Raw genomic sequence first — 22464 nt, 5'->3', positions numbered from 1 at the left:
CCCGGCCCCCGGTTCCCGCCCAAGGTCCGACGATCCCCGCCCCCGCGAGGCGGAGCATCGAAGACATGATCCGAGCCCACAGCCTCACCAAGCGCTACGGCGACAAAACAGTCGTAGAAGACCTCACCTTCGAAGTGAAGCCAGGCACCGTCACCGGCTTCCTGGGCCCCAACGGCGCAGGCAAATCCACCACCATGCGCATGATCCTCGGCCTGGACGCCCCCACCCGTGGCAGCGCAACCGTGGGCGGCCGGGCCTACGCCACCCACAAAGCCCCGCTGCAAGAGGTCGGCGCCCTCCTTGAGGCCCGCTCCGTACACCCGGGCCGCTCCGCCTACCACCACCTCATGTCCCTCGCCCACACCCACGGCATCCCCCGCCGCCGCGTCGAAGAGGTACTGGACCTGGCAGGGATCAAGGAGGTCGCGGCCCGCCGCGTAAAGGGCTTCTCCCTCGGCATGGGCCAACGCCTCGGCATCGCGGCAGCACTCCTCGGCGACCCTCAGACGATCATCCTCGACGAGCCGGTGAACGGCCTCGACCCGGAGGGCGTCCTCTGGATCCGCAACCTCCTCAAGTCCCTTGCCGCAGACGGCCGTACAGTCTTCGTCTCCTCCCACCTGATGAGCGAGATGGCCCTCACCGCCGAGCACCTGATCATCATCGGCCGAGGCCGGCTCCTCGCTGACACGACGGTCGACGCGTTCGTACGTTCCTCGGGCGCGGGCACCCTGAAGGTCGTCACCCCCGAGGCCGCACGCCTCGCCGACCTCCTCGCGGGCCCCGGCATCGAGGTGCTGCCCGAAACCCCCGGCACCCTCCAGATCCGCGGCACGGACGGCGAACACATCGGCCACACCGCCGCCGCCCACGGCATCCCCCTCTTCGAACTCACCCCGCAGACCGCGTCGTTGGAACAGGCCTTCATGGACCTCACCCACGACTCGGTCGAGTACAACTCCAGCCTCCACTCCACCCTGGCAGGTGCCGCATGACCACCACATACGCCCCCACCGCAGCGGCCACCACCAAGTCGCGCCCCACGTACGCCATCACCCCGGCCCGCATCCTGCGCGCCGAATGGCACAAGCTGTGGACGCTCCGCTCCACCTGGATCACCCTGATCGGCGCATCCGTCGCGATCCTCGGCGTCGGCCTCCTCATGGGCGGGACGTACGAGAGCGGCGGCGGCGACGCGGACGTGGACACCGTCCTGATGACCCTCTTCGGCTTCCAGCTCGCCCAGATCATGATCGCCGTGCTAGGCGTCCTGGTCATCGCAGGCGAGTACTCGACCGGCATGATCCGCTCCTCTCTCACCGCCGTACCGCGCAGGCTGCCGGTCCTGTGGTCCAAGGCCGCGGTGTTCGGTACGGTCACCTTCGCCGTCACGCTGGTCACGGTCCTGGTGACCTACCCGGCGGCCCAACTGTTCTTCGCCGGCACGGACCAGGAGCTGGCGTTCACCGCGCCCGGCGTCATCCCCACCCTGATCGGCGCCTCGGCCGGGCTCGCCCTGATGGGGCTGATCGCGCTCGGCCTGGCCGCGGTGGTGCGCTCGGTGCCCGGCGGCATCGGCGCCTTCATCGGACTCGCCATGATCGTCCCGGTGATCCTGGACATGCTGCCGTACGACGCCGTACAGGACGCCCTGAAGTTCTTCCCGGCGAAGGCCCTGGAATCCCTGACGATGCTCCACCCGACACCTGACGCCTACCCCTCCGCGGGCGGCGCCCTGCTCGCGCTGACCCTGTGGGCGGCGGCCGCACTGGGCGGGGCCGCGGTGCTGCTCAAGCGCCGCGACGTATGAGGCCGCGGACTCGGCGACGTACGAGGATGGACCAGTGACCGAACCACAGCCGAGCAGCACGAGCGCCCCGGACCACGCCGACCAGGCACGGTCCGCGGGCGCCGTGCCGCTCACCCAGCACATCCAGCGCGTCCTGCAGCGGATCAGGGACTTCGACCGGCGGCGCCCACTGGTGTGGGACCTGCTGTTCACGGCGTTCTTCGTCGTCTTGGCCCTCATCGACTGGGGGCCGGGCGGCTGGCAGGTCATGGCGGAGAACGCGAAGCTGCCGCCGGCCCTGACGCTGTGCATGGCCCTCGGCCTGTCCCTGCCACTGCTGTGGCGGCGCCGGACTCCGATGGCCGTCCTCGCCGTCATGTCGGCGGTCGCCCTGGTCAACTCCCTGACCGGCACCATGCTGCAGGCCTCGCTGCTCACGCTGTTCGTACTGTTCAACGTCGCCCTGCGCAGGCCGCTCAAGACGCTGTGGTGGGCCTCGGCGCTGGTGTTCCTGCCCTATGCGGCGAGCTCGATCCGCGACCCGGCAGGCGCCTGGGACCGCGACCTCGTCCCTGCCCTCTGGTACATCGCCCTCGTCGCGCTCCTCGGCATCGCCGTCCGCACCCGCCGCGACTACACCTCCTCCCTCATGGACCGCGCCCGCCAGCTCGAGGTCGAACGCGACCAGCAGGCCCAGCTCGCCGCGGCCGCCGAACGCACCCGGATCGCCCGCGAGATGCACGACATCATCGGCCACAACCTCTCGGTGATCACCGGCCTGGCGGACGGCGGCGCGTACGCCGCGAAGAAGAACCCAGAACGCGCCGGCCAGGCCCTCCACGCGATCAGCACCACCAGCCGAGAGGCCCTCGCCGAACTCCGCCGCCTGCTCGGGGTGCTCCGCGACGACGAGTCGGGGTCGGCCGAGCTGGCTCCACAGCCCGGGTACGCAGACCTCAACACCCTGGTAGATGGCGTACGTTCAGCAGGCCTGCCCATCCGAACGGACATCACCGGCAACCCGGAGACGTACCCGGAAGGCCTGCACCTCACCGTGTACCGGGTCGTCCAGGAAGCCCTCACCAACATCCTCAAGCACGCGGGCCCCGGCGCGCAGGCGACGGTCGAGGTGCTCTACGCACCCGACGGCGTACGCGCGACAGTGACCGACACCGGCCACCCGGCGGCAAACGCTCCGGAGGGCCGCGGCATCACCGGCATGCGCGAGCGAACCGCCCTGTACGAAGGCACACTTGAGGCTGGCCCCATGCCCACAGGAGGCTGGCAGGTCCGCCTGCACCTCCCCGCTGCCGTACAGAAAACGGAGAAGTCAGCTCAGTGACCACCGTCCTCATCGTCGACGACCAGCCCATGCAGCGCTTCGGATTCCGCATGCTCCTGGAAAGCCAGGACGACATGGAGCTCCTCGGCGAGGCATCCAACGGCATCGAGGCCGTCCGCATGGTGTCCCAACTCCACCCGGACGTCGTCCTGATGGACATCCGCATGCCCGGCCTCGACGGCATCGAGGCCACCCGCCGCATCGTCGCGGCCGGCGACCGCACCCGCGTCCTGATCCTCACGACGTTCGACCTCGACGAGTACGCGTACGCAGGTCTGCGCGCGGGAGCCTCCGGCTTCCTGGTGAAGGACGCCTTGCCGGAGGACCTTCTGTCCGGCATCCGCGCGGTCGCGTCGGGAGACGCGGTGGTCGCCCCGAGCCTGACCCGCCGGCTCCTCGACGCATTCGCCGAACACCTGCCGACAGGCACCACGGAAACGGCCGGCCCCGACACCCGCCTGGCCACACTCACCGAACGCGAACGCGAGATCCTGACGGTCATCGGCCAGGGCTGGACCAACACCGAAATCGCCGAACGCCTGCACCTCGCCGAATCGACGGTAAAGACCCACGTGGGCCGCATCCTCGCGAAGACGGGCACGAGGGACCGGGTCCAGGCCGTGATTCTGGCTTATGACACCCGGCTGGTAAGCCCGTCTTGAGAAATAGACCCAATGGACTCAATGGACTCAATGGATCCAGAACGCAGAAAACCCCCGCACCATAGGTGCGGGGGTTTCCCTTTCATCTAAATTTAGTTCGGCGGCGTCCTACTCTCCCACAGGGTCCCCCCTGCAGTACCATCGGCGCTGTGAGGCTTAGCTTCCGGGTTCGGAATGTAACCGGGCGTTTCCCTCACGCTATGACCACCGAAACACTTTGAAATTTTGAACCGATGCCTCAACCCCCATGGCCTTAGGGGGGAGGCGTGTTGTTTGTTATTTCAGAACTAACACAGTGGACGCGAGCAACTGAGGACAAGCCCTCGGCCTATTAGTACCAGTCAGCTCCACCCCTTACAGGGCTTCCACATCTGGCCTATCAACCCAGTCGTCTACTGGGAGCCTTAACCAATCAAGTTGGTGGGAATACTCATCTTGAAGCAGGCTTCCCGCTTAGATGCTTTCAGCGGTTATCCTTTCCGAACGTAGCCAACCAGCCATGCCCTTGGCAGGACAACTGGCACACCAGAGGTTCGTCCGTCCCGGTCCTCTCGTACTAGGGACAGCCCTTCTCAATATTCCTACGCGCACAGCGGATAGGGACCGAACTGTCTCACGACGTTCTAAACCCAGCTCGCGTACCGCTTTAATGGGCGAACAGCCCAACCCTTGGGACCGACTCCAGCCCCAGGATGCGACGAGCCGACATCGAGGTGCCAAACCATCCCGTCGATATGGACTCTTGGGGAAGATCAGCCTGTTATCCCCGGGGTACCTTTTATCCGTTGAGCGACGGCGCTTCCACAAGCCACCGCCGGATCACTAGTCCCGACTTTCGTCCCTGCTCGACCCGTCGGTCTCACAGTCAAGCTCCCTTGTGCACTTACACTCAACACCTGATTGCCAACCAGGCTGAGGGAACCTTTGGGCGCCTCCGTTACTCTTTGGGAGGCAACCGCCCCAGTTAAACTACCCATCAGACACTGTCCCTGATCCGGATCACGGACCCAGGTTAGACATCCAGCACGACCAGAGTGGTATTTCAACGACGACTCCCCCTGAACTGGCGTCCAAGGTTCAAAGTCTCCCACCTATCCTACACAAGCCGAACCGAACACCAATATCAAACTGTAGTAAAGGTCCCGGGGTCTTTCCGTCCTGCTGCGCGAAACGAGCATCTTTACTCGTAGTGCAATTTCACCGGGCCTATGGTTGAGACAGTCGAGAAGTCGTTACGCCATTCGTGCAGGTCGGAACTTACCCGACAAGGAATTTCGCTACCTTAGGATGGTTATAGTTACCACCGCCGTTTACTGGCGCTTAAGTTCTCAGCTTCGCACACCCGAAAGTGCACTAACCGGTCCCCTTAACGTTCCAGCACCGGGCAGGCGTCAGTCCGTATACATCGCCTTACGGCTTCGCACGGACCTGTGTTTTTAGTAAACAGTCGCTTCTCGCTGGTCTCTGCGGCCACCCCCAGCTCAGGAAGCAAGTTCCTTCACCAGTGATGGCCCCCCTTCTCCCGAAGTTACGGGGGCATTTTGCCGAGTTCCTTAACCATAGTTCACCCGAACGCCTCGGTATTCTCTACCTGACCACCTGAGTCGGTTTAGGGTACGGGCCGCCATGAAACTCGCTAGAGGCTTTTCTCGACAGCATAGGATCATCCACTTCACCACAATCGGCTCGGCATCAGGTCTCACCCTTATATGTCATCCGGATTTGCCTAGATGACGGGCTACACCCTTACCCCGGGACTACCACCGCCCGGGCTGGACTACCTTCCTGCGTCACCCCATCGCTTACCTACTACAAGTCTGGTTCGTCGGCTCCACCACTTTCCTTTCCCCGAAGGGTCCGGAACGGCTTCACGGACTTAGCATCGCCTGATTCAGTATTGGGCGTTTCAAAGCGGGTACCGGAATATCAACCGGTTGTCCATCGACTACGCCTGTCGGCCTCGCCTTAGGTCCCGACTTACCCTGGGCAGATCAGCTTGACCCAGGAACCCTTAGTCAATCGGCGCACACGTTTCTCACGTGTGTATCGCTACTCATGCCTGCATTCTCACTCGTGAACCGTCCACAACTCGCTTCCGCGGCTGCTTCACCCGGCACACGACGCTCCCCTACCCATCCCAGCGGGCGTTGGCCCTATTGCTGGAATGACACGACTTCGGCGGTACGCTTGAGCCCCGCTACATTGTCGGCGCGGAATCACTAGACCAGTGAGCTATTACGCACTCTTTCAAGGGTGGCTGCTTCTAAGCCAACCTCCTGGTTGTCTCTGCGACTCCACATCCTTTCCCACTTAGCGTACGCTTAGGGGCCTTAGTCGATGCTCTGGGCTGTTTCCCTCTCGACCATGGAGCTTATCCCCCACAGTCTCACTGCCACGCTCTCACTTACCGGCATTCGGAGTTTGGCTAAGGTCAGTAACCCGGTAGGGCCCATCGCCTATCCAGTGCTCTACCTCCGGCAAGAAACACGTGACGCTGCACCTAAATGCATTTCGGGGAGAACCAGCTATCACGGAGTTTGATTGGCCTTTCACCCCTAACCACAGGTCATCCCCCAGGTTTTCAACCCTGGTGGGTTCGGTCCTCCACGACCTCTTACAGCCGCTTCAACCTGCCCATGGCTAGATCACTCCGCTTCGGGTCTAGAGCGTGCAACTCAATCGCCCTATTCGGACTCGCTTTCGCTACGGCTTCCCCACACGGGTTAACCTCGCTACACACCGCTAACTCGCAGGCTCATTCTTCAAAAGGCACGCAGTCACGACTGACAGCACAAGTGCTGCCAGCGACGCTCCCACGGCTTGTAGGCACACGGTTTCAGGTACTATTTCACTCCGCTCCCGCGGTACTTTTCACCATTCCCTCACGGTACTATCCGCTATCGGTCACCAGGGAATATTTAGGCTTAGCGGGTGGTCCCGCCAGATTCACACGGGATTTCTCGGGCCCCGTGCTACTTGGGTGTCTCTCAAACGAGCCGTTGACGTTTCGACTACGGGGGTCTTACCCTCTACGCCGGACCTTTCGCATGTCCTTCGTCTACATCAACGGTTTCTGACTCGTCTCACAGCCGGCAGACTGTGAAAGAGAGATCCCACAACCCCGCATGCGCAACCCCTGCCGGGTCTCACACGCATACGGTTTGGCCTCATCCGGTTTCGCTCGCCACTACTCCCGGAATCACGGTTGTTTTCTCTTCCTGAGGGTACTGAGATGTTTCACTTCCCCTCGTTCCCTCCACATGCCCTATGTGTTCAGGCATGGGTGACAGTCCATGACGACTGCCGGGTTTCCCCATTCGGAAACCCCCGGATCAAAGTCTGGTTGACGACTCCCCGGGGACTATCGTGGCCTCCCACGTCCTTCATCGGTTCCTGGTGCCAAGGCATCCACCGTGCGCCCTTAAAAACTTGGCCACAGATGCTCGCGTCCACTGTGTAGTTCTCAAACAACGACCAACCACCCGTCACACACCACTTACGCGGTGCTTCACCGGGGCCGGCACTGAAGACAGCCATACGGCCGTTACTTCAGACACCCAACAGCGTGCCCGACACTCCTTGCCTGTTCCTCTCGCTTTCCACGCCGAAGCAGTACTTGCGACCAGAGCAGGTCAAGTGTGCCGAATAATCAACGTTCCACCCATGAGCAACCACCGTCGAACGTGTGCCGACGTAATGGCCCTGGACCACCAAGCAAGCTTGGCGGCCTAGATGCTCCTTAGAAAGGAGGTGATCCAGCCGCACCTTCCGGTACGGCTACCTTGTTACGACTTCGTCCCAATCGCCAGTCCCACCTTCGACAGCTCCCTCCCACAAGGGGTTGGGCCACCGGCTTCGGGTGTTACCGACTTTCGTGACGTGACGGGCGGTGTGTACAAGGCCCGGGAACGTATTCACCGCAGCAATGCTGATCTGCGATTACTAGCAACTCCGACTTCATGGGGTCGAGTTGCAGACCCCAATCCGAACTGAGACCGGCTTTTTGAGATTCGCTCCACCTTGCGGTTTCGCAGCTCATTGTACCGGCCATTGTAGCACGTGTGCAGCCCAAGACATAAGGGGCATGATGACTTGACGTCGTCCCCACCTTCCTCCGAGTTGACCCCGGCGGTCTCCTGTGAGTCCCCATCACCCCGAAGGGCATGCTGGCAACACAGGACAAGGGTTGCGCTCGTTGCGGGACTTAACCCAACATCTCACGACACGAGCTGACGACAGCCATGCACCACCTGTATACCGACCACAAGGGGGGCACTATCTCTAATGCTTTCCGGTATATGTCAAGCCTTGGTAAGGTTCTTCGCGTTGCGTCGAATTAAGCCACATGCTCCGCTGCTTGTGCGGGCCCCCGTCAATTCCTTTGAGTTTTAGCCTTGCGGCCGTACTCCCCAGGCGGGGAACTTAATGCGTTAGCTGCGGCACCGACGACGTGGAATGTCGCCAACACCTAGTTCCCACCGTTTACGGCGTGGACTACCAGGGTATCTAATCCTGTTCGCTCCCCACGCTTTCGCTCCTCAGCGTCAGTAATGGCCCAGAGATCCGCCTTCGCCACCGGTGTTCCTCCTGATATCTGCGCATTTCACCGCTACACCAGGAATTCCGATCTCCCCTACCACACTCTAGCTAGCCCGTATCGAATGCAGAACCGGGGTTAAGCCCCGGTCTTTCACACCCGACGTGACAAGCCGCCTACGAGCTCTTTACGCCCAATAATTCCGGACAACGCTTGCGCCCTACGTATTACCGCGGCTGCTGGCACGTAGTTAGCCGGCGCTTCTTCTGCAGGTACCGTCACTTTCGCTTCTTCCCTGCTGAAAGAGGTTTACAACCCGAAGGCCGTCATCCCTCACGCGGCGTCGCTGCATCAGGCTTTCGCCCATTGTGCAATATTCCCCACTGCTGCCTCCCGTAGGAGTCTGGGCCGTGTCTCAGTCCCAGTGTGGCCGGTCGCCCTCTCAGGCCGGCTACCCGTCGTCGCCTTGGTGAGCCGTTACCTCACCAACAAGCTGATAGGCCGCGGGCTCATCCTTCACCGCCGGAGCTTTTAACTCCCTGCCAGGAGGCAAGGAGTGTTATCCGGTATTAGACCCCGTTTCCAGGGCTTGTCCCAGAGTGAAGGGCAGATTGCCCACGTGTTACTCACCCGTTCGCCACTAATCCACCCCGAAGGGCTTCATCGTTCGACTTGCATGTGTTAAGCACGCCGCCAGCGTTCGTCCTGAGCCAGGATCAAACTCTCCGTGAATGTTTTCCCGTAATCGGGATGACACCACGAGAGCGGAACAACCAGGAGGAATAGTCCCGGTCGTTCACAGCGTCCTCGCTGTGTTTGCCTACCAACCGGTGTAGATCGGCAGGACTTTTTCAAAGGAACCTCATCCCCAGCCAAGATTGGCCGTGGACGGGGTATCAACATATCTGGCGTTGATTTTTGGCACGCTGTTGAGTTCTCAAGGAACGGACGCTTCCTTTGTACTCACCCTCTCGGGCTTTCCTCCGGGCGCTTCCCTTCGGTCTTGCGTTTCCGACTCTATCAGACGCTTTCGTGTCCGACTTCCTCGGTGCTTTCCAGTTCTTCGCTTTCGCGTTTCCCTTTCCGGCGATGTTGACTCTATCAGATCCTTTCGGGCCTGACTCCCAGTCAACCGGGTTTGTCTTTGCGGCTGTTGGGCCGTTCCGACGCTCAAACTCTAGCTGATTTCCCGGGCGACTCATAATCGAGTCAGGGAATTGAATTTCGGCATGCCGAAATTGTCCCCGGTGGGAGATCGTGCTGAGTTTGTTTTGCCGCTGAGAGCGGCGGGAGGTGCTGTCGCAGAACCGTTACGGCTCTGTGGCAACCCGAAGAACTTTACGGATGCGGGAGGGTGCTGTCAACCCTGGCCAGGAGACGAGTCAGGAAGCCGCCCAGGACGCCCCGCTCCTTCGTGGAGAGGTCCTGCAGGAGGTCCTCCTCGAAGACCGTGGCGAGGCGCATCGCGTCCAGCCACTTCTCCCGGCCGACGTCCGTGAGCTCGATGATCACGCGGACCCGGTTGGTCTCGTCGCGGTCCCGGGTGACCAGGCCCTCGGCGACCATGCGGTCGATGCGGTGGGTCATCGCGGCCGGGGTCAGCGCGAGGCTCTTGGCCAGGTCGCCGGGGCCCAGGCGGTAGGGGGCGCCGGCGAGGACGAGGGCCTTGAGGACCTCCCACTCGGCGTTGCTGATGCCGAGGGTCGCGGTCTGTCGTCCGTAGGCGACGTTCATACGGCGGTTGAGGCGGCCGAGGGCCGAGACGATCTGCTCGACCTGCGGGTCGAGATCGCTGAACTCGCGCTGGTACGCGGCGATCTGCTCTTCGAGTGTCGGCTCATCGGCACCGGGGGTGTCACCCATGCCCGGAAGTATGGCACGACCTCACTTTGCACTAAAGACCTTCGAGCCTTACTCTTTAGCTCGAAACTTTAGCTTCGAAGTCTTCAGGACGAAGACCTCCCTCTTCCAAGGCAGGTGAAAGTGACCAGGGCGATGGGCGCTGCGATGCGCCGGATCCACGTGGGCAACGCACTCAGTGCGTTCGGGCTCGGCTTCACGGTTCCGTTCCTCTACGTCTATGTGGCGCAGGTGCGGGATCTGGGTGCCGTGACGGCAGGCCTGGTGCTTGCCACCTTTGCCGTGGCGGCACTGATCGTGCTGCCGTTCACCGGTCGGGCCATCGACCGGCGTGGTCCCCTGCCCGTCCTGCTCGCCGCCCTCGTCACCGCTGCTGCCGGAGCCATGAGCCTCGGGCTCTCCAGCAGTCCTCAGCTGGTGCTCGCCTCGGCCGCCCTGCTCGGCGCCGGTCAGGCCGTGATGCAGCCGGCGCTCGCCACGATGATCGTGGAGTGCTCGACCGCCGAGACCCGTACCCGTGACTTCGCGATGCAGTTCTTCCTGCAGAACCTGGGTCTGGGCATCGGCGGTCTGATCGGCGGCCAGATCGTCAAGCACGAGCGGCCCGGCGACTTCACGCTGCTGTTCTGCATCGAGACGGCGATCTTCCTGGCCCTCGCCGTCGTCATGGCCACCGTGCGCACGCCCCGGCAGGCGCGCATGGCCGACGCGGCCCCGCAGGCCACGGGCGACTGGAAGCGGCTGCTCGGCAATCGCGCCATGGTGCAGCTGTGCGTGCTCGGCTTCGTGCTGTTCTTCGCCTGCTACGGACAGTTCGAGTCCGGTCTTTCCGCGTACGGCGTCGAGGCGGCCGGGATCTCGCCGTCCACCCTCGGCTTCGCGCTGGCCGCCAACACCGGGGCGATCGTGGTCGCGCAGTTCCTGGTGCTCCGCTTCGTGGAGCGTCGCAAGCGCACCCGGGTCATCGCCTCCGTCGGTCTGATCTGGGCGTTCGCCTGGATCCTGGCGGGCTACGCGGGCCTCGGGAACGGCAGCCAGGCGATGGCGACCGCCGCGTTCATCTCTACGTACGCCCTCTTCGGCATCGGTGAGTCGATGCTCGCGCCGACGGTCGCGCCGCTGGTCGTCGACCTTGCGGACGAGGGCATGGTCGGGCGCTACAACTCGGCCTTCGCGCTGGTCAAGCAGCTTGCGCTGGCGGTCGGTCCGGCCGTGGGCGGGCCGATGGGGGCCTCGCTGCACGCGCCGTACATCGTGGTGTTCGTGCTGTTCTCGCTCGGGATCACGTTCCTGGCGATCAGGCTCGGCAAGAAGCTCACCCCGGCGCAGAACCACCCGTATCTGCACCGCGGCAGCCGGGTCGTCGAGTCCGGGGAGCCGGCCAAGCCGGTGCCGGCTCACGCCTGACGCGCTAGTCGTCCGCCAGCGTGCCCAGGAGGTCTTGTGCCTCCTGGGCACGTCTGTGTTCGGGGCCCAGGGCTCGGGTGATGGCGGCGAGCGCTGAGCGGGCTTCCGTTTCTGCCTCGGTTCGGCGGCCCTGGCCGCGCAGGGCGGTGGCCCTGGCGAGTTCGCGGGTTCCGGTTTCGGCCGGGGTCTGGAGCTCGGGCAGCGCTGCCAGTTCGGTGAGCGCCTCTTCGTACCGCTGCTGGCCGTTGAGCGCGCGGATCAAGGCGAGGCGCAGCACCGAGGTGAAACGGTCCTCGCCCTGCGCGCCGGCCAGGGCCTCGCGGGCCGTCGTCTCGGCCTCGGTGAACCGGGAGCTGCCGGACTGGGCGTAGGACAGTGCGTTCCGGGCGGACAGGGAGAGCATTCGGTGCGAGGGCTCCTTGCCCTGGCCGGCGAGGGCGATCAGTGACCGGGACTCGGCCTCGGACTCCTCGTACCGTGCCAGATAGCCGAGCGTCTGGGCGCGGTCGGAGCGGAGTTTGAGGGTCAGCGGGTGCTCCTGGCCGTGGATGCGGATGAAGTACGGGAGCAGTTCGTCCTGCTGTCGGAGGGCTTCCGCGTGGCCGCCCTGGGCACTCACGGCCTGGGCGGCGTGGCTGAGTGCCGCGAGCGCCAGGTGGTCGCCCCGCAGGTGGGCCCGGTCCGCGGCGAGCGCGCGGGCGGTCTCCTCGCACTCGGCGTACCGGCCGGCGACGTACAGGGTCGCGCTGTGCACCACGCGCGCCGTGACGGTGAGCTGGTGCTCGGCACCCAGTGACGTACGGGACGTCTCGATGACCTGCCGTATCTCCGCGTCCGCTTCCTGCACTCGTCCGTGGCTCAGGAGGGATTGGACGAGCTGTATGCGCCGTTCGACGAGGGCTGTCTTCGAAGGGCGGAACGGGTTCTGGAATGCCATGCCGGGAGACTACTGATCCTTGCCCCCGGCCTTGTCCTTCAGGGCGAACTCGCACCACACCGCCTTGCCGCCGCCCGGAGTGCGGCGCGATCCCCAGGACGAGGCGATCGTGGCGATGATCGCGATGCCCCGGCCCGCCTCGTCGGCCGGTTCGGCGCGGCGGCGGCGCGGGAGGTGGTCGTCACCGTCGGTGACTTCGATGATCAGGCGGCGGTCCGTGCGGCGGAGCTTCAGGCGCATGGGTGGGGTGCCGTGCTGCAGGGAGTTGGCGACCAGTTCGCTGGCCGCCAGGACGCCGAGGTCGTACAGCTCGGGCGGGAAGCGCCAGCTGGCCAGGACGCCGGAGGCGAAGGCACGCGCGCGTGGGGCCGCTTCGACGCCGCCGAGCAGGTCGAGGGCGGCGCCGCGGAACAGCTCGGCGTCATGGCCGGTGCGCTTGGGGTGCTGCAGGACGAGGACCGCCACGTCGTCGTCGTGCTCGGCGGTGACCCCGAGGGCGCGGATCAGGCGGTCGCACACCACCTGGGGGGTGCCGGTCGCGCCGGCCAGGGCCTGCTCCAGGGCGGCCACTCCCTGGTCGATGTCCTCGCTGCGCCGCTCGACCAGGCCGTCCGTGTAGAGCACGGCGGTCGAGCCGGGCGGGAAGGGCATCGAGCCGGAGGTGTGCACCCAGCCACCGGTGCCGAGCGGCGGTCCTGTGGGTTCCTCCGCGCGGTGCAGCACGCCGTTCTCGTCGCGTACGAGGATCGGCAGGTGGCCTGCGGAGGAGTAGGTCAGGCGGCCTTCGTTCGGGTCGTGGATGGCGTAGACGCAGGTCGCGATCTGGTTGGCGTCGATCTCCGCGGCCAGGCCGTCCAGGAGCTGGAGGACCTCGTGCGGGGGCAGGTCGAGGCGGGCGTACGCGCGGACGGCGGTGCGGAGTTGGCCCATGACGGCTGCCGCGCGCACGCCCCGGCCCATGACGTCGCCGATGACCAGCGCGGTGCGGCCGCCGCCCAGGGCGATCACGTCGTACCAGTCGCCGCCGACCGCGGCGTCCGTGCCGCCCGGTTGGTACGTGGCCGCGATGCGGAGATCGTCGGTCTGCTCCAACTCCTGCGGCAGCAGCGACCGTTGCAGCGTGACGGCGGCCTCGCGGTGCCTGCGCTCGCTGGCGCGCAGCCGCTCGGCGGCCTCCGCCTGGTCGGTGACATCGGCGGCGAAGATCAGGACGCCGCCGGTGGCGGAGGCGGCGTTGTTGAAGGGTGTGCAGGTGAACGTGTACGAGCGGCCGCCCGGCACCTTGCGGGACTTGACCGTGCGCGGCTTGGAGCTGCGCAGGACCTGGTCGAGCAGGGGCAGCAGGCCGAGCTCCTTCAGCTCGGGCAGCGCCTCCTGGGCGGGGGCGCCGACCTCGCGCGGTCCGAAGGCGGCGGCGTACGCGTCATTGACGTGCGCGATGCGGTGCTCGGGGCCGTGCACCAGCGCGATCAGGGCCGGGATGCGGTCGAGGATCTCGGACACCGGCAGGTCCTCGACCGCGGGCGTGGGCAGTGGCCCTTCGGCGCCGTCCGCCCCCGCGGCAAGCTGCTCGGCGCGGGCCGCGGGCACGGAGCCATGGTCGGACCGGGCGGCAGCGCGGCGCTGCGTTCCTGGGAGCCTGGCGCTCCAGCGCGTGAAGTTCACTGCGTTCTATCGCTTCTGGGTCGATGGCTGTCGGTGGCCGCGGAGTCGGCCGGGGTCCGAACGTCGATGAGGCCGAAGTGGGCAACGTACGCCCATGTCGGTCAGTTGGTCGGTTCTTCGGTGATCTGGGGTGGCCTGAGGTGACCTGATCAGTCTGGCCGACCGCACTGACATCCGTGAGACGCCGGTGCCGCACAGCGAGTTCCTGCGGTGGTCAGGACGACTCCTTCGGGCGGGATCCTCCGGCCGCGAGTTCGAACTCCGCGCGGGGATGTTCGAGCGAGCCGAGCGAGACGATCTCGCGCTTGAAGAGACCCGAAAGGGTCCATTCGGCGAGTACGCGCGCCTTGCGGTTGAAGGTCGGCACCCTGCTCAGGTGGTACACGCGGTGCATGAACCACGCAGGGTAGCCCTTCAGCTTGCGGCCGTAGACGTGCGCGACACCCTTGTGCAGGCCGAGCGAGGCGACGGAACCGGCGTACTTGTGCGCGTACTCGGTGAGCGGCTGCCTCCTTAGGGAGGCGGCGATGTTGTCCGCGAGGACCTTCGCCTGGCGCACCGCGTGCTGCGCGTTGGGCGCGCACTCCTTGCCGTCCTCGGCCGCCGTGACGTCCGGGACGGCGGCCGCGTCACCGGCCGCCCACGCGTGCTCGACACCCTCGACCGAGAGCTTGGCCGTGCACTTGAGGCGGCCGCGTTCGTTCCGCGGCAGGTCGGTGGCGGCGAGGATCGGATGCGGCTTGACGCCCGCGGTCCATACGAGCGTTCGGGTGGGGAAGCGGGCGCCGTCGTCCAGGACGGCGATCCGGTCCGCGCAGGAGTCGAGGCGGGTCTCCAGGCGTACGTCGATGTTCCGGCCGCGCAGCTCGCGTACGGCATACGTGCCCATCTCGTCGCCGACCTCGGGGAGGATGCGGTTCGAGGCCTCGACGAGGATCCACTTCATGTCCTCGGGCTTGATGTTGTGGTAGTAGCGCGAGGCGTAGCGCGCCATGTCCTCGAGTTCGGCGAGTGCTTCGACGCCCGCGTAACCGCCGCCCACGAAGACGAAGGTGAGGGCCGCCTGGCGGACCTCGGGGTCGCGGGTCGAGGAGGCGATGTCCATCTGCTCGATGACGTGGTTGCGCAGGCCGATGGCCTCCTCGACGGTCTTGAAGCCGATGCCGTAGTCGGCCAGGCCCGGGACCGGCAGGGTGCGCGAGATCGAGCCGGGGGCGAGGACGAGTTCGTCGTACGTCAACTCGATGGCGCCCGTGCCCTCCTCGACGGTGGCCAGCGTGGTGAGCGTCGCGGTGCGCTTGGCGTGGTCGATGGACTGTGCCTCACCGATGACGATCTTGCAGTCGTCCAGGACGCGGCGCAGCGGCACGACGACATGGCGGGGCGAGATCGAGCCGGCCGCCGCCTCGGGCAGGAACGGCTGATAGGTCATGTACGGCTCGGGGGTGACCACGACGATCTCCGCCTCGCCCCGCTTCAGCTCCTGTTTGAGCTTCTTCTGGAGGCGCAGAGCGGTGTAGAGCCCTACGTAGCCGCCGCCGACGACGAGAATGCGCGCTGGATCCGTCACCTGTCCATGACGCCTTGGGGCCGCGTGTTTGTCCACAGGCCCGGCAATTTGTGTGACCGCGAGTTGCCCGCGAGACATGGCACGACGGGTTCCGGCCACTTGGAAGAATGCGCAGGTCAGGGTGGGACCTGGGGCACTGGAGGGAGGGGGCAATCGGGGCGGAACCGGTGCGTACTCCGATCGAGGGGTCGTCTGTGCGGAACTGGCCCCTTCTGAATTGACTCTCGCTCAACTATGTTCGTGTGTCGTCGGGGTGAAGGGGTTGTGCGTCCGTAAGGCGCACGGGATGGGCCCTCGCTCCGGCGGTCAAGGCGGGGAAGGTCTCCGGGGGGAGACGTCATTACCGGGGGAACGCTTATGCACATTCAGGATTCTCGTTGGGGTTCCACGTCCGTTGTCGCAGCCGCTGCTGACGGCCATGGGCGAAGGCCTGGAGAAAGTGCGCGTACGACACCGCTGCGCGTGGACGCGCAGCGCAATCTCGAACATGTCCTGCGGGCTGCCCGCGAAGTCTTCGGTGAGCTGGGGTACGGCGCGCCGATGGAGGACGTGGCGCGCCGGGCGCGCGTCGGGGTGGGCACCGTCTACCGGCGCTTCCCGAGCAAGGACGTACTGGTGCAGCGCATCGCCGAGGAGGAGACCTCCCGGCTCACCGAGCAGGCCAGGACCGCGCTCGGTCAGGAGGACGAGCCGTGGTCGGCGCTCTCGCGCTTCCTGCGCACGTCCGTGGCGTCGGGCGCGGGGCGGCTGCTGCCTCCGCAGGTGCTGCGGGTGGGGGTCGCCGACGAGTCCTCCGATGCGGTGGATCTCGGCGTCGAGGAGCCGCGGGTACCGCAGCAGCGGGTCCAGGCGGATCACCTGCGGCTGGTCGAGCAGCGTCCGGCGCCGGCCGAGGAGGCACTCGACGCCGGAATCGGGGACGCGGGGGCGAGTGCGCTCCTGGAGGTCGTCGGCCAGCTGGTGGAGCGTGCGCGGGCGGCCGGTGAGCTGCGCGGGGACGTGACGGTGTCGGACGTGCTCCTGGTGATCGCGACGGCCGCGCCTTCGCTGCCGGACGCGGCCCATCAGGCGGCTGCTTCGGCCCGGCTGCTCGACATCCTCCTCGAGGGGCTGCGGTCCCGGCCCTCCTAGTACTGCCCGTCGGTTCGGCGGTCGGCCAACTGCCTTTTGGCACGGACTTGTTGAGCCTGCCCCGAATGGGTGAACGGTAGTGCTCCTCTGCGGTAAGTCACCTCAGATGAGTGGTTGCTTGTCAGGACGGTTCGGCGTGGTTCCCGTGTGTGGCACTCTTTCCCGGTGTTCGGGTCTGAGTGTGCATGCGGGGGCTTCGCGCTATGAGCGTTGACGGGCAGGGCGAGCCGCTCGCCGGAGGCAACAGGGATTCCGGCGGGCTGCCCTCTCGGCAGGTGCCGAGCCAAGGCGGTCCTTCCGGGGTTTCCGGGTCTCCGGGAGCTTCGGGATCTTCTGGGCCGGGCGGGCCAGGTGCCGATCCCAGCGTGCCTCCACAGCGTGAGGGCGGCGCCGGATCACTGGCGGACGATCTCCTCACCGGCGGCCAGGAGCCTTCCTCCGACGCCGACTTGATCACCCGTATGCGGGGCGGGGACGACTCCGCGTACGAGGAGCTCTACCGGCGCCACGCGGAAGCCGTGCGCCGGTACGCGCGCACCTGCTGCCGGGACGCGCACACCGCCGACGACCTCGCCTCCGAGGTCTTCGCGCGCATGCTGCAGGCCGTACGCGGCGGCTCCGGCCCCGAACACGCGGTGCGCGCCTACCTGCTGACCACGGTCCGCCGCGTCGCCGCCGGGTGGACGAAGTCGGCCAAAAGAGAACAACTCGTAGAAGACTTCGCGGTGTTCGCCGCGCAGGCCCAGCGCTCCTCCGAGGTGTCCGACGACGACACTCTCGACCTCGGCGCCGACGTCCTCGCCATGCACGAGGCCGAGCGCTCCATGGTCATGCAGGCCTTCCGCAGCCTCTCCGAGGAGTGGCAGGCCGTGCTCTGGCACACCGAGGTCGAGGACGACCCGCTGAGCGAGGTCGCCCCGCTCTTCGGGCACGCCTCGCCCAACGCCACCGCGCAGCTCGCCAGCCGGGCCCGCGAAGGGCTCAAGCAGGCCTATCTGCAGGCCCATGTGAGCGTCTCGCTCGCCGCCGACGACGAATGCGCCATCTACGCCGACCGCCTGGGCGCGTACGCCCGCGGCCGGCTGCGCACCCGTGCCGAACGGGGGCTGCGCAAGCACCTCGAGGACTGCGCCAAGTGCCGCCTCGCGGCCGGGCAGATCAAGGAACTCGCGAGCGGGATCCCGGGCCTGGTGCCGGTCGCGGTCATCGGCTGGTTCGGGGCCGCCGGGTACACCGTCAAGGCGGGCCTCATCATCGGTGGCGGCGCCGCGGGCGCCGCCGGGGCCGGGGCGGCCGCCGCTGCGGGGGGCGCCTCCGGCGGGGCGGGTGCGGCCGGCGGGGCCGCCGCTTCGGAAGGCCTCGGCGCACCGGCGAAGGCCGGCATCGCGGCGGGCCTCGTCGTCGCGGCGGGTGTCGCGGTGGCGATGGCGCTGGCCGGGGACCCCAAGCCCGCGCCGGAGCCCAAGGCCAAGCCGGCGACCTCGGCGCCCGTCGTACCGCAGAAGCCCGATCCGACGCCCAGCCCGTCGCCGGAGCCCGAACCCGAGCCGAAGCCCACCGAGCCGAAGCCGTCGCCTTCGCCCACACCCAAGCCGACGCCCTCACCGACGCCGAAGCCCACGCCGTCCCCCACCCCGAAGCCGACGCCCAGCCCCACCCCGAAGCCCACACCGCCGCCACCGCCCCCTCCGGCGCCCGCGGTCTACCAGGTCAACCGGCTCGAGTACGGCGTCTTCGGCGACGGCACCAAGCCCGAGGTGCGCCTCGGTGAGTCCAGCTGGATGTGGCAGCGCTGGGGGCTCTCGATCGGCGACAAGGACTACGGGCACGGCATCACCGTGCACGCGTACTCCTCCATCACCATCGACCTCAACCGCACCTGCTCCACGTACGACGCGTACGCCGGTGTCGACGACCTGACGCTGGGGCTCGGCGCGGTGCGGTTCTCCGTGTACGCGGACGGGACCCGGATGTGGCAGTCGCCGGTGATCCACGGGGGTGACCCCGCGGTGCCGGTGCATGTGGATCTGACGGGGCGGAAGACGATGCGGCTGGTGGTGGAGCCGCATTCGCCGTTCGACTCGGTGGCGTTGGCGGACTGGGCCCAGTCGCGGATCGGTTGTAGTTGAGGGAGCGGCCGCAGTTGAGGGAGCGGCTGTAGTTGAGGGGCGACTGACGGAATATCAATCTCTGAAATCCGTCAGCTGTCAGCCCAACTCCGCCGCTGCAGACTCCAGATCCGCCAGTACGTCGTCGGCGCTCAGGTGCTCCCCCGCCGCCTGCTCCGCCGCGTAAGCCTCCCCCAGGGCCTCGCGCAGCGCCTTCTCCAGGTCCTGCGCCTCCGTGCGCTCCGGCTCGGGGCGGGGCGTGCCGTCGCGCCAGTGGGTCGCCGCGGACAGGATCCGGGCGGCGCGCGGGTGGGCGCCGAGCGCGGACAGCAGGATGGCGCCGGTCTCCGCCAGGGCCGCCGTGATCACCTCGGCGCACCTCCCGGCCACCGCCAGGCGCATCCCCTCGACCGCCACCGGCAAGGCGTCCCGGGGGCCCGTCTCGGCCATGACGATCCGGGCCGCGAGGCCGGTGGTCGCCGCCTCGTACTGCGGCGGCGGGGTGCCGCCCGCAGCCGCGACGCCTGCCGCCTCCAACTCCCTGCGCGCCAAGGCCACTTCGCCGCGGTCCAGGGCCATCGTGGCCGTCATGACGCGGATGAAGGCCTGGGCGTCCGGCGTCCCGTACCGGTTCGCCTCCGCGTCCGCCTCCACGAAGGCCCGCGCGGCCACTTCGCGGTCGCCCGCGCGGTAGGCGATTTCGCCGAGCCGGGCGATCAGGAAGGGGGCCTCCGCGAACGCGCCCACCTCATAGGCGAGTTGCAGCGCCTCCTCGTACTCCTTCTGCGCGTTCGCGTACTGCCCGCGCGCCATGGCCGCCTCGCCGGCCGCGCTGCACACCTGGGCCCGCATCCAGCGGTCGCCGACCTGACGGGAGAGCACGCGCAGCTCGGCCAGGTCGTCGTCGATGCCGACCATGCCGCCCTGCATGTCGACGGACATGTGCGTACGGAACATCAGCGCGACGCCGAGGTCCCAGGGGCCGCCGAACCTGCGGCAGGTCTCCACCACGTGATCCATCTCGCGCCGGCCGCCGGGCGATCCCTCCAGGACGTACGAGATGAACGGCCAGAGCAGACCGGGAAAGGTGGCCGCCTGCGGCACCTGTCGGGAGAAGGTCTCGCGCATCCGCGCCAGCCTCTCGCGCTCCTGCGGGCTCTTCACCTCGGCCAGCGGCCCGGACTCCGACACCAGGAACAGATGTCCCATGCCCAGCCGCATCCGGGGCCAGTAGCGCGGGTCGCGTTCGGCGTCCGGGCCCTCGGGGTCAGCGCCCAGGCTCAGGATCCGGGCGATCCACTCGGCGCCTTCCTTGCGGTAGTTGCGCAGCCACCAGAACCAGCCGATGCCCAGGCCGAGCGCCATGGCCGACTGCTCGTCGGCCGTCTCGACGAAGCGCCGCAAGGTGGCCCGGATGTTGTCCAGGTCGGTCTCCAGGGCCCGGATCCAAGGCAGTTGCTCGGCAGAGCGCAGCAGGGGGTCGGCCCGTTCGACCAGGCCCAGGTAGTACGCGCCGTGTCGTCGGCGTGCGGCGTCGAGCACCTGCGGGACTCCGGCAGCGCGCCCGTCGGCGTACTCGTGGATCGTCTCGAGCAGCCGGTAGCGCATCCCGCTGTTGCTGCCGATGCCTTCCCTTCCGCCGCCGAGGGTGCCCTCGTCGGGTGCGGCGACGATCAGGGACTTGTCGACGAGCGCGCCGATGAGCTCGGCGGCCCGGCCCGGCCCGCCGCTGCAGACGGCCTCCGCCGCGGCCAGGTCCCAGCCGCCGGCGAAGACGGACACCTCGCACAGCATGGTGCGTTCGTACTGGTCGAGGAGGTCCCAGGACCAGTCGACGACGGCCTGCAGGGTCTGCTGGCGCGGCAGTACGGTGCGACTGCCGGAGGTCAGCAGGCGGAAGCGGTCGTCGAGGCGGTCGGCGATCTGGCGCGGGGTGAGCAGCCGCAGCCGGGCGGCGGCCAGTTCGATGGCGAGGGGCAAGCCGTCGAGGCGGGTGCAGATCTCGGCGATCGCGTCCGGGTCCTCGGCCGGGTCGAAATCGGGGCGTACGGCGGCGGCGCGTTCGGCGAAGAGACGGTGGGCCGGGGCGTCGGGCAGCGGGTCGACCGGGCGCACCAACTCGCCGGGTACGCCCAGGGGTTCCCGGCTGGTGGCGAGGATCCGCAGCTCGGGGCAGTGCGTGAGCAGGGTCTCGGCGAGCTGGGCGGCGGCGCCGATGACGTGTTCGCAGTTGTCGAGGACCAGGAGCAGGCCCCGCGGGGCGCAGTACTCGACCAGCAGGGCGGCGGGGTCGTCCTGCGACATGGTCAGCTCGCTCGTCTTCAGCACCGTCTCGCGCAGGCCGAGGGCGCTGACCACGGCTCCGGGGACCGCCTCGGCCCGGTCGAGCGGGGCGAGCTCGGCGAGCCAGGCGGGCTGGGGGTGGCCGGCCGCGGTCTCCTCGGCGAGGCGGGTCTTTCCGGAGCCGCCGGGGCCGGTGAGGGTGACGAGGCGCGCTCTTTGCAAGTCCGCACGGATGGCTGCGAGTTCGGGTTCCCGGCCGACGAAGGAGGTCAGGCGGGGGCGGAGGTTGGTGGTGCGGTCGGGGCGGGGGGTGACCGGTGGGGCCGCAGTGCCTGAGGCAGCGGGGCCTGCGTCTTCCGGCCGGAGAGCCTCCGACTCGGCTCCTGCTCCTGCTCCTGCTCCTGCTCCTGCTCCTGCTCCTGCTCCTGCTCCTGCCAGCAACTCCGCATGCAAGGCACGCAGTTCCGGTCCGGGATCGGCGCCGAGACCCTCCACCAGGGTGCGGCGGGCGTTCTCGTACGCGGCCAGGGCGTCGGCCCCGCGTCCGCTGTCGCGCAGGGCGCGGATGAGCTGTGCCTGCAGCGGCTCGTCGTACGGATGCGCCTGGCCGAGCTCCCGCAGTTCCGGTACGAGTTCGTGGGCGCGGCCGAGTCGCAGATCGGCCTCGATGCGCGCGCGCAGGGCGTCCAGGCGGCGCGCTTCGGGGCGGGCGGCGGCGGCCCGGTCCGGCAGGTCGGCCAGGGCCGGGCCGCGCCACAGGGCGAGGGCCTCGCGCAGCACACGGGCGGCGGTCTCCGCGTCCCCGCGCTGCAGGGCCGCGGCGCCCTCCCCGGTGAGCCGCTCGAAACGGTGCAGGTCGACGTCGTCCCGGTCGACGGCGAGGCGGTAGCCGCCGGGCTCGGACGCGATCGCCTCCTTGCCGAGCACGCGCCGCAGCCGGCCGACGAGGGCCTGGAGGGCGGCGGGGGCGTCGTGCGGCGGGTCGTCGGCCCACACCTCGTCGATGAGCGCTTCGGTGGTCGCCGTACGCCCGGCGCGCAGGGCGAGCGCCGCAAGCAGTGCGCGCACGCGCGGGCCGCCGATGGGGAGGGGTGTGCCTTGGTCGTCATGCGCCTCGGTGGCGCCCAGGATTCGGTACCGCACGGGGTCATTGTTCCTGCCCGGGCGGGCCAG

General features: G+C 67.4%; 12 protein-coding genes and 3 rRNA genes. 7 read left to right on the top strand and 8 right to left on the bottom strand.

Features of this window, described 5'->3' with window-relative positions; all coding sequences use genetic code 11:
• The first annotated feature begins 65 nt into the window (after positions 1-65).
• Genes OG430_RS26480 through OG430_RS26465 form a run of 4 tightly spaced genes read left to right on the top strand, consistent with a single transcriptional unit; the run spans position 66 to position 3793 of the window.
• Positions 66-995: an ABC transporter ATP-binding protein gene (locus OG430_RS26480; RefSeq protein ID WP_327355087.1), complete on the top strand. Its 930-nt coding sequence runs from the start codon at positions 66-68 to the stop codon at positions 993-995.
• On the top strand, positions 992-1810 hold the full coding sequence (locus OG430_RS26475; protein WP_327355086.1) for an ABC transporter permease: 819 nt from the start codon (positions 992-994) through the stop codon (positions 1808-1810). Before OG430_RS26480 ends, OG430_RS26475 begins: the two co-directional genes overlap by 4 nt.
• A 34-nt stretch (positions 1811-1844) precedes the next feature.
• On the top strand, positions 1845-3131 hold the full coding sequence (locus OG430_RS26470) for a sensor histidine kinase (RefSeq protein ID WP_327355085.1): 1287 nt from the start codon (positions 1845-1847) through the stop codon (positions 3129-3131).
• Positions 3128-3793 (top strand): response regulator transcription factor, encoded by a 666-nt coding sequence (locus tag OG430_RS26465; RefSeq protein WP_327355084.1) that lies wholly within the window; start codon positions 3128-3130, stop codon positions 3791-3793. Before OG430_RS26470 ends, OG430_RS26465 begins: the two co-directional genes overlap by 4 nt.
• Before the next feature lie 95 nt (positions 3794-3888).
• On the opposite strand, the gene rrf is transcribed toward OG430_RS26465, so the two are convergent.
• From rrf to OG430_RS26445, 4 genes are all read right to left on the bottom strand, one after another.
• A 5S ribosomal RNA gene (gene rrf / locus OG430_RS26460) occupies positions 3889-4005 on the bottom strand.
• 99 nt (positions 4006-4104) lie between these two features.
• Positions 4105-7228, bottom strand: a 23S ribosomal RNA gene (locus tag OG430_RS26455).
• Positions 7229-7536: 308 nt separating this feature from the next.
• Positions 7537-9062: ribosomal RNA gene (locus OG430_RS26450) — 16S ribosomal RNA — on the bottom strand.
• Together the 16S, 23S and 5S rRNA genes form the textbook arrangement of a ribosomal RNA operon.
• A gap of 606 nt (positions 9063-9668) precedes the next feature.
• Positions 9669-10193 carry a MarR family winged helix-turn-helix transcriptional regulator gene (locus OG430_RS26445; protein WP_327355083.1) on the bottom strand — a complete coding sequence of 175 codons (525 nt, stop codon included), beginning with the start codon at positions 10191-10193 and terminating at the stop codon, positions 9669-9671.
• A 132-nt stretch (positions 10194-10325) separates the two neighbouring features.
• Here OG430_RS26445 and OG430_RS26440 point away from each other — a divergent pair, with 132 nt between their 5' ends.
• Entirely contained in the window at positions 10326-11597 is a 1272-nt protein-coding gene (locus OG430_RS26440) for an MFS transporter (RefSeq protein WP_327359231.1), read from the top strand.
• Positions 11598-11601: 4 nt separating this feature from the next.
• Here OG430_RS26440 and OG430_RS26435 read toward each other — a convergent pair whose 3' ends face one another.
• From OG430_RS26435 to OG430_RS26425, 3 genes are all read right to left on the bottom strand, one after another.
• Positions 11602-12534, bottom strand: a complete 933-nt coding sequence (locus tag OG430_RS26435; protein WP_327355082.1) for a tetratricopeptide repeat protein — start codon at positions 12532-12534, stop codon at positions 11602-11604.
• A 9-nt stretch (positions 12535-12543) separates the two neighbouring features.
• Positions 12544-14199: an ATP-binding SpoIIE family protein phosphatase gene (locus OG430_RS26430; protein ID WP_327355081.1), complete on the bottom strand. Its 1656-nt coding sequence runs from the start codon at positions 14197-14199 to the stop codon at positions 12544-12546.
• Between the two features lie 214 nt (positions 14200-14413).
• Positions 14414-15769 (bottom strand): NAD(P)/FAD-dependent oxidoreductase, encoded by a 1356-nt coding sequence (locus OG430_RS26425; protein WP_327355080.1) that lies wholly within the window; start codon positions 15767-15769, stop codon positions 14414-14416.
• A 357-nt stretch (positions 15770-16126) separates the two neighbouring features.
• Here OG430_RS26425 and OG430_RS26420 point away from each other — a divergent pair, with 357 nt between their 5' ends.
• Positions 16127-16900, top strand: a complete 774-nt coding sequence (locus tag OG430_RS26420; protein ID WP_327355079.1) for a TetR/AcrR family transcriptional regulator — start codon at positions 16127-16129, stop codon at positions 16898-16900.
• 203 nt (positions 16901-17103) lie between these two features.
• Positions 17104-19029 (top strand): sigma-70 family RNA polymerase sigma factor, encoded by a 1926-nt coding sequence (locus OG430_RS26415; RefSeq protein ID WP_327355078.1) that lies wholly within the window; start codon positions 17104-17106, stop codon positions 19027-19029.
• Between the two features lie 78 nt (positions 19030-19107).
• On the opposite strand, the gene OG430_RS26410 is transcribed toward OG430_RS26415, so the two are convergent.
• On the bottom strand, positions 19108-22434 hold the full coding sequence (locus OG430_RS26410) for an AfsR/SARP family transcriptional regulator (RefSeq protein WP_327355077.1): 3327 nt from the start codon (positions 22432-22434) through the stop codon (positions 19108-19110).
• Positions 22435-22464 lie beyond the last annotated feature (30 nt).

Origin of the sequence: Streptomyces sp. NBC_01304 (assembly GCF_035975855.1) — a bacterium.
Taxonomy (GTDB): domain Bacteria; phylum Actinomycetota; class Actinomycetes; order Streptomycetales; family Streptomycetaceae; genus Streptomyces.
The sequence above is the reverse complement of the archived record's forward strand: the minus strand, read 5'-3'. Positions and strand labels throughout refer to the sequence as shown.

Coding starts and splice junctions, on each gene's coding strand:
- OG430_RS26480 (WP_327355087.1), top strand. CDS start 66: ATGATCCGAGCCCACAGCCTCACCAAGCGCTACGGCGACAAAACAGTC.
- OG430_RS26475 (WP_327355086.1), top strand. CDS start 992: ATGACCACCACATACGCCCCCACCGCAGCGGCCACCACCAAGTCGCGC.
- OG430_RS26445 (WP_327355083.1), bottom strand. CDS start 10,193: ATGGGTGACACCCCCGGTGCCGATGAGCCGACACTCGAAGAGCAGATC.
- OG430_RS26440 (WP_327359231.1), top strand. CDS start 10,326: ATGGGCGCTGCGATGCGCCGGATCCACGTGGGCAACGCACTCAGTGCG.
- OG430_RS26435 (WP_327355082.1), bottom strand. CDS start 12,534: ATGGCATTCCAGAACCCGTTCCGCCCTTCGAAGACAGCCCTCGTCGAA.
- OG430_RS26420 (WP_327355079.1), top strand. CDS start 16,127: ATGCACATTCAGGATTCTCGTTGGGGTTCCACGTCCGTTGTCGCAGCC.
- OG430_RS26415 (WP_327355078.1), top strand. CDS start 17,104: ATGAGCGTTGACGGGCAGGGCGAGCCGCTCGCCGGAGGCAACAGGGAT.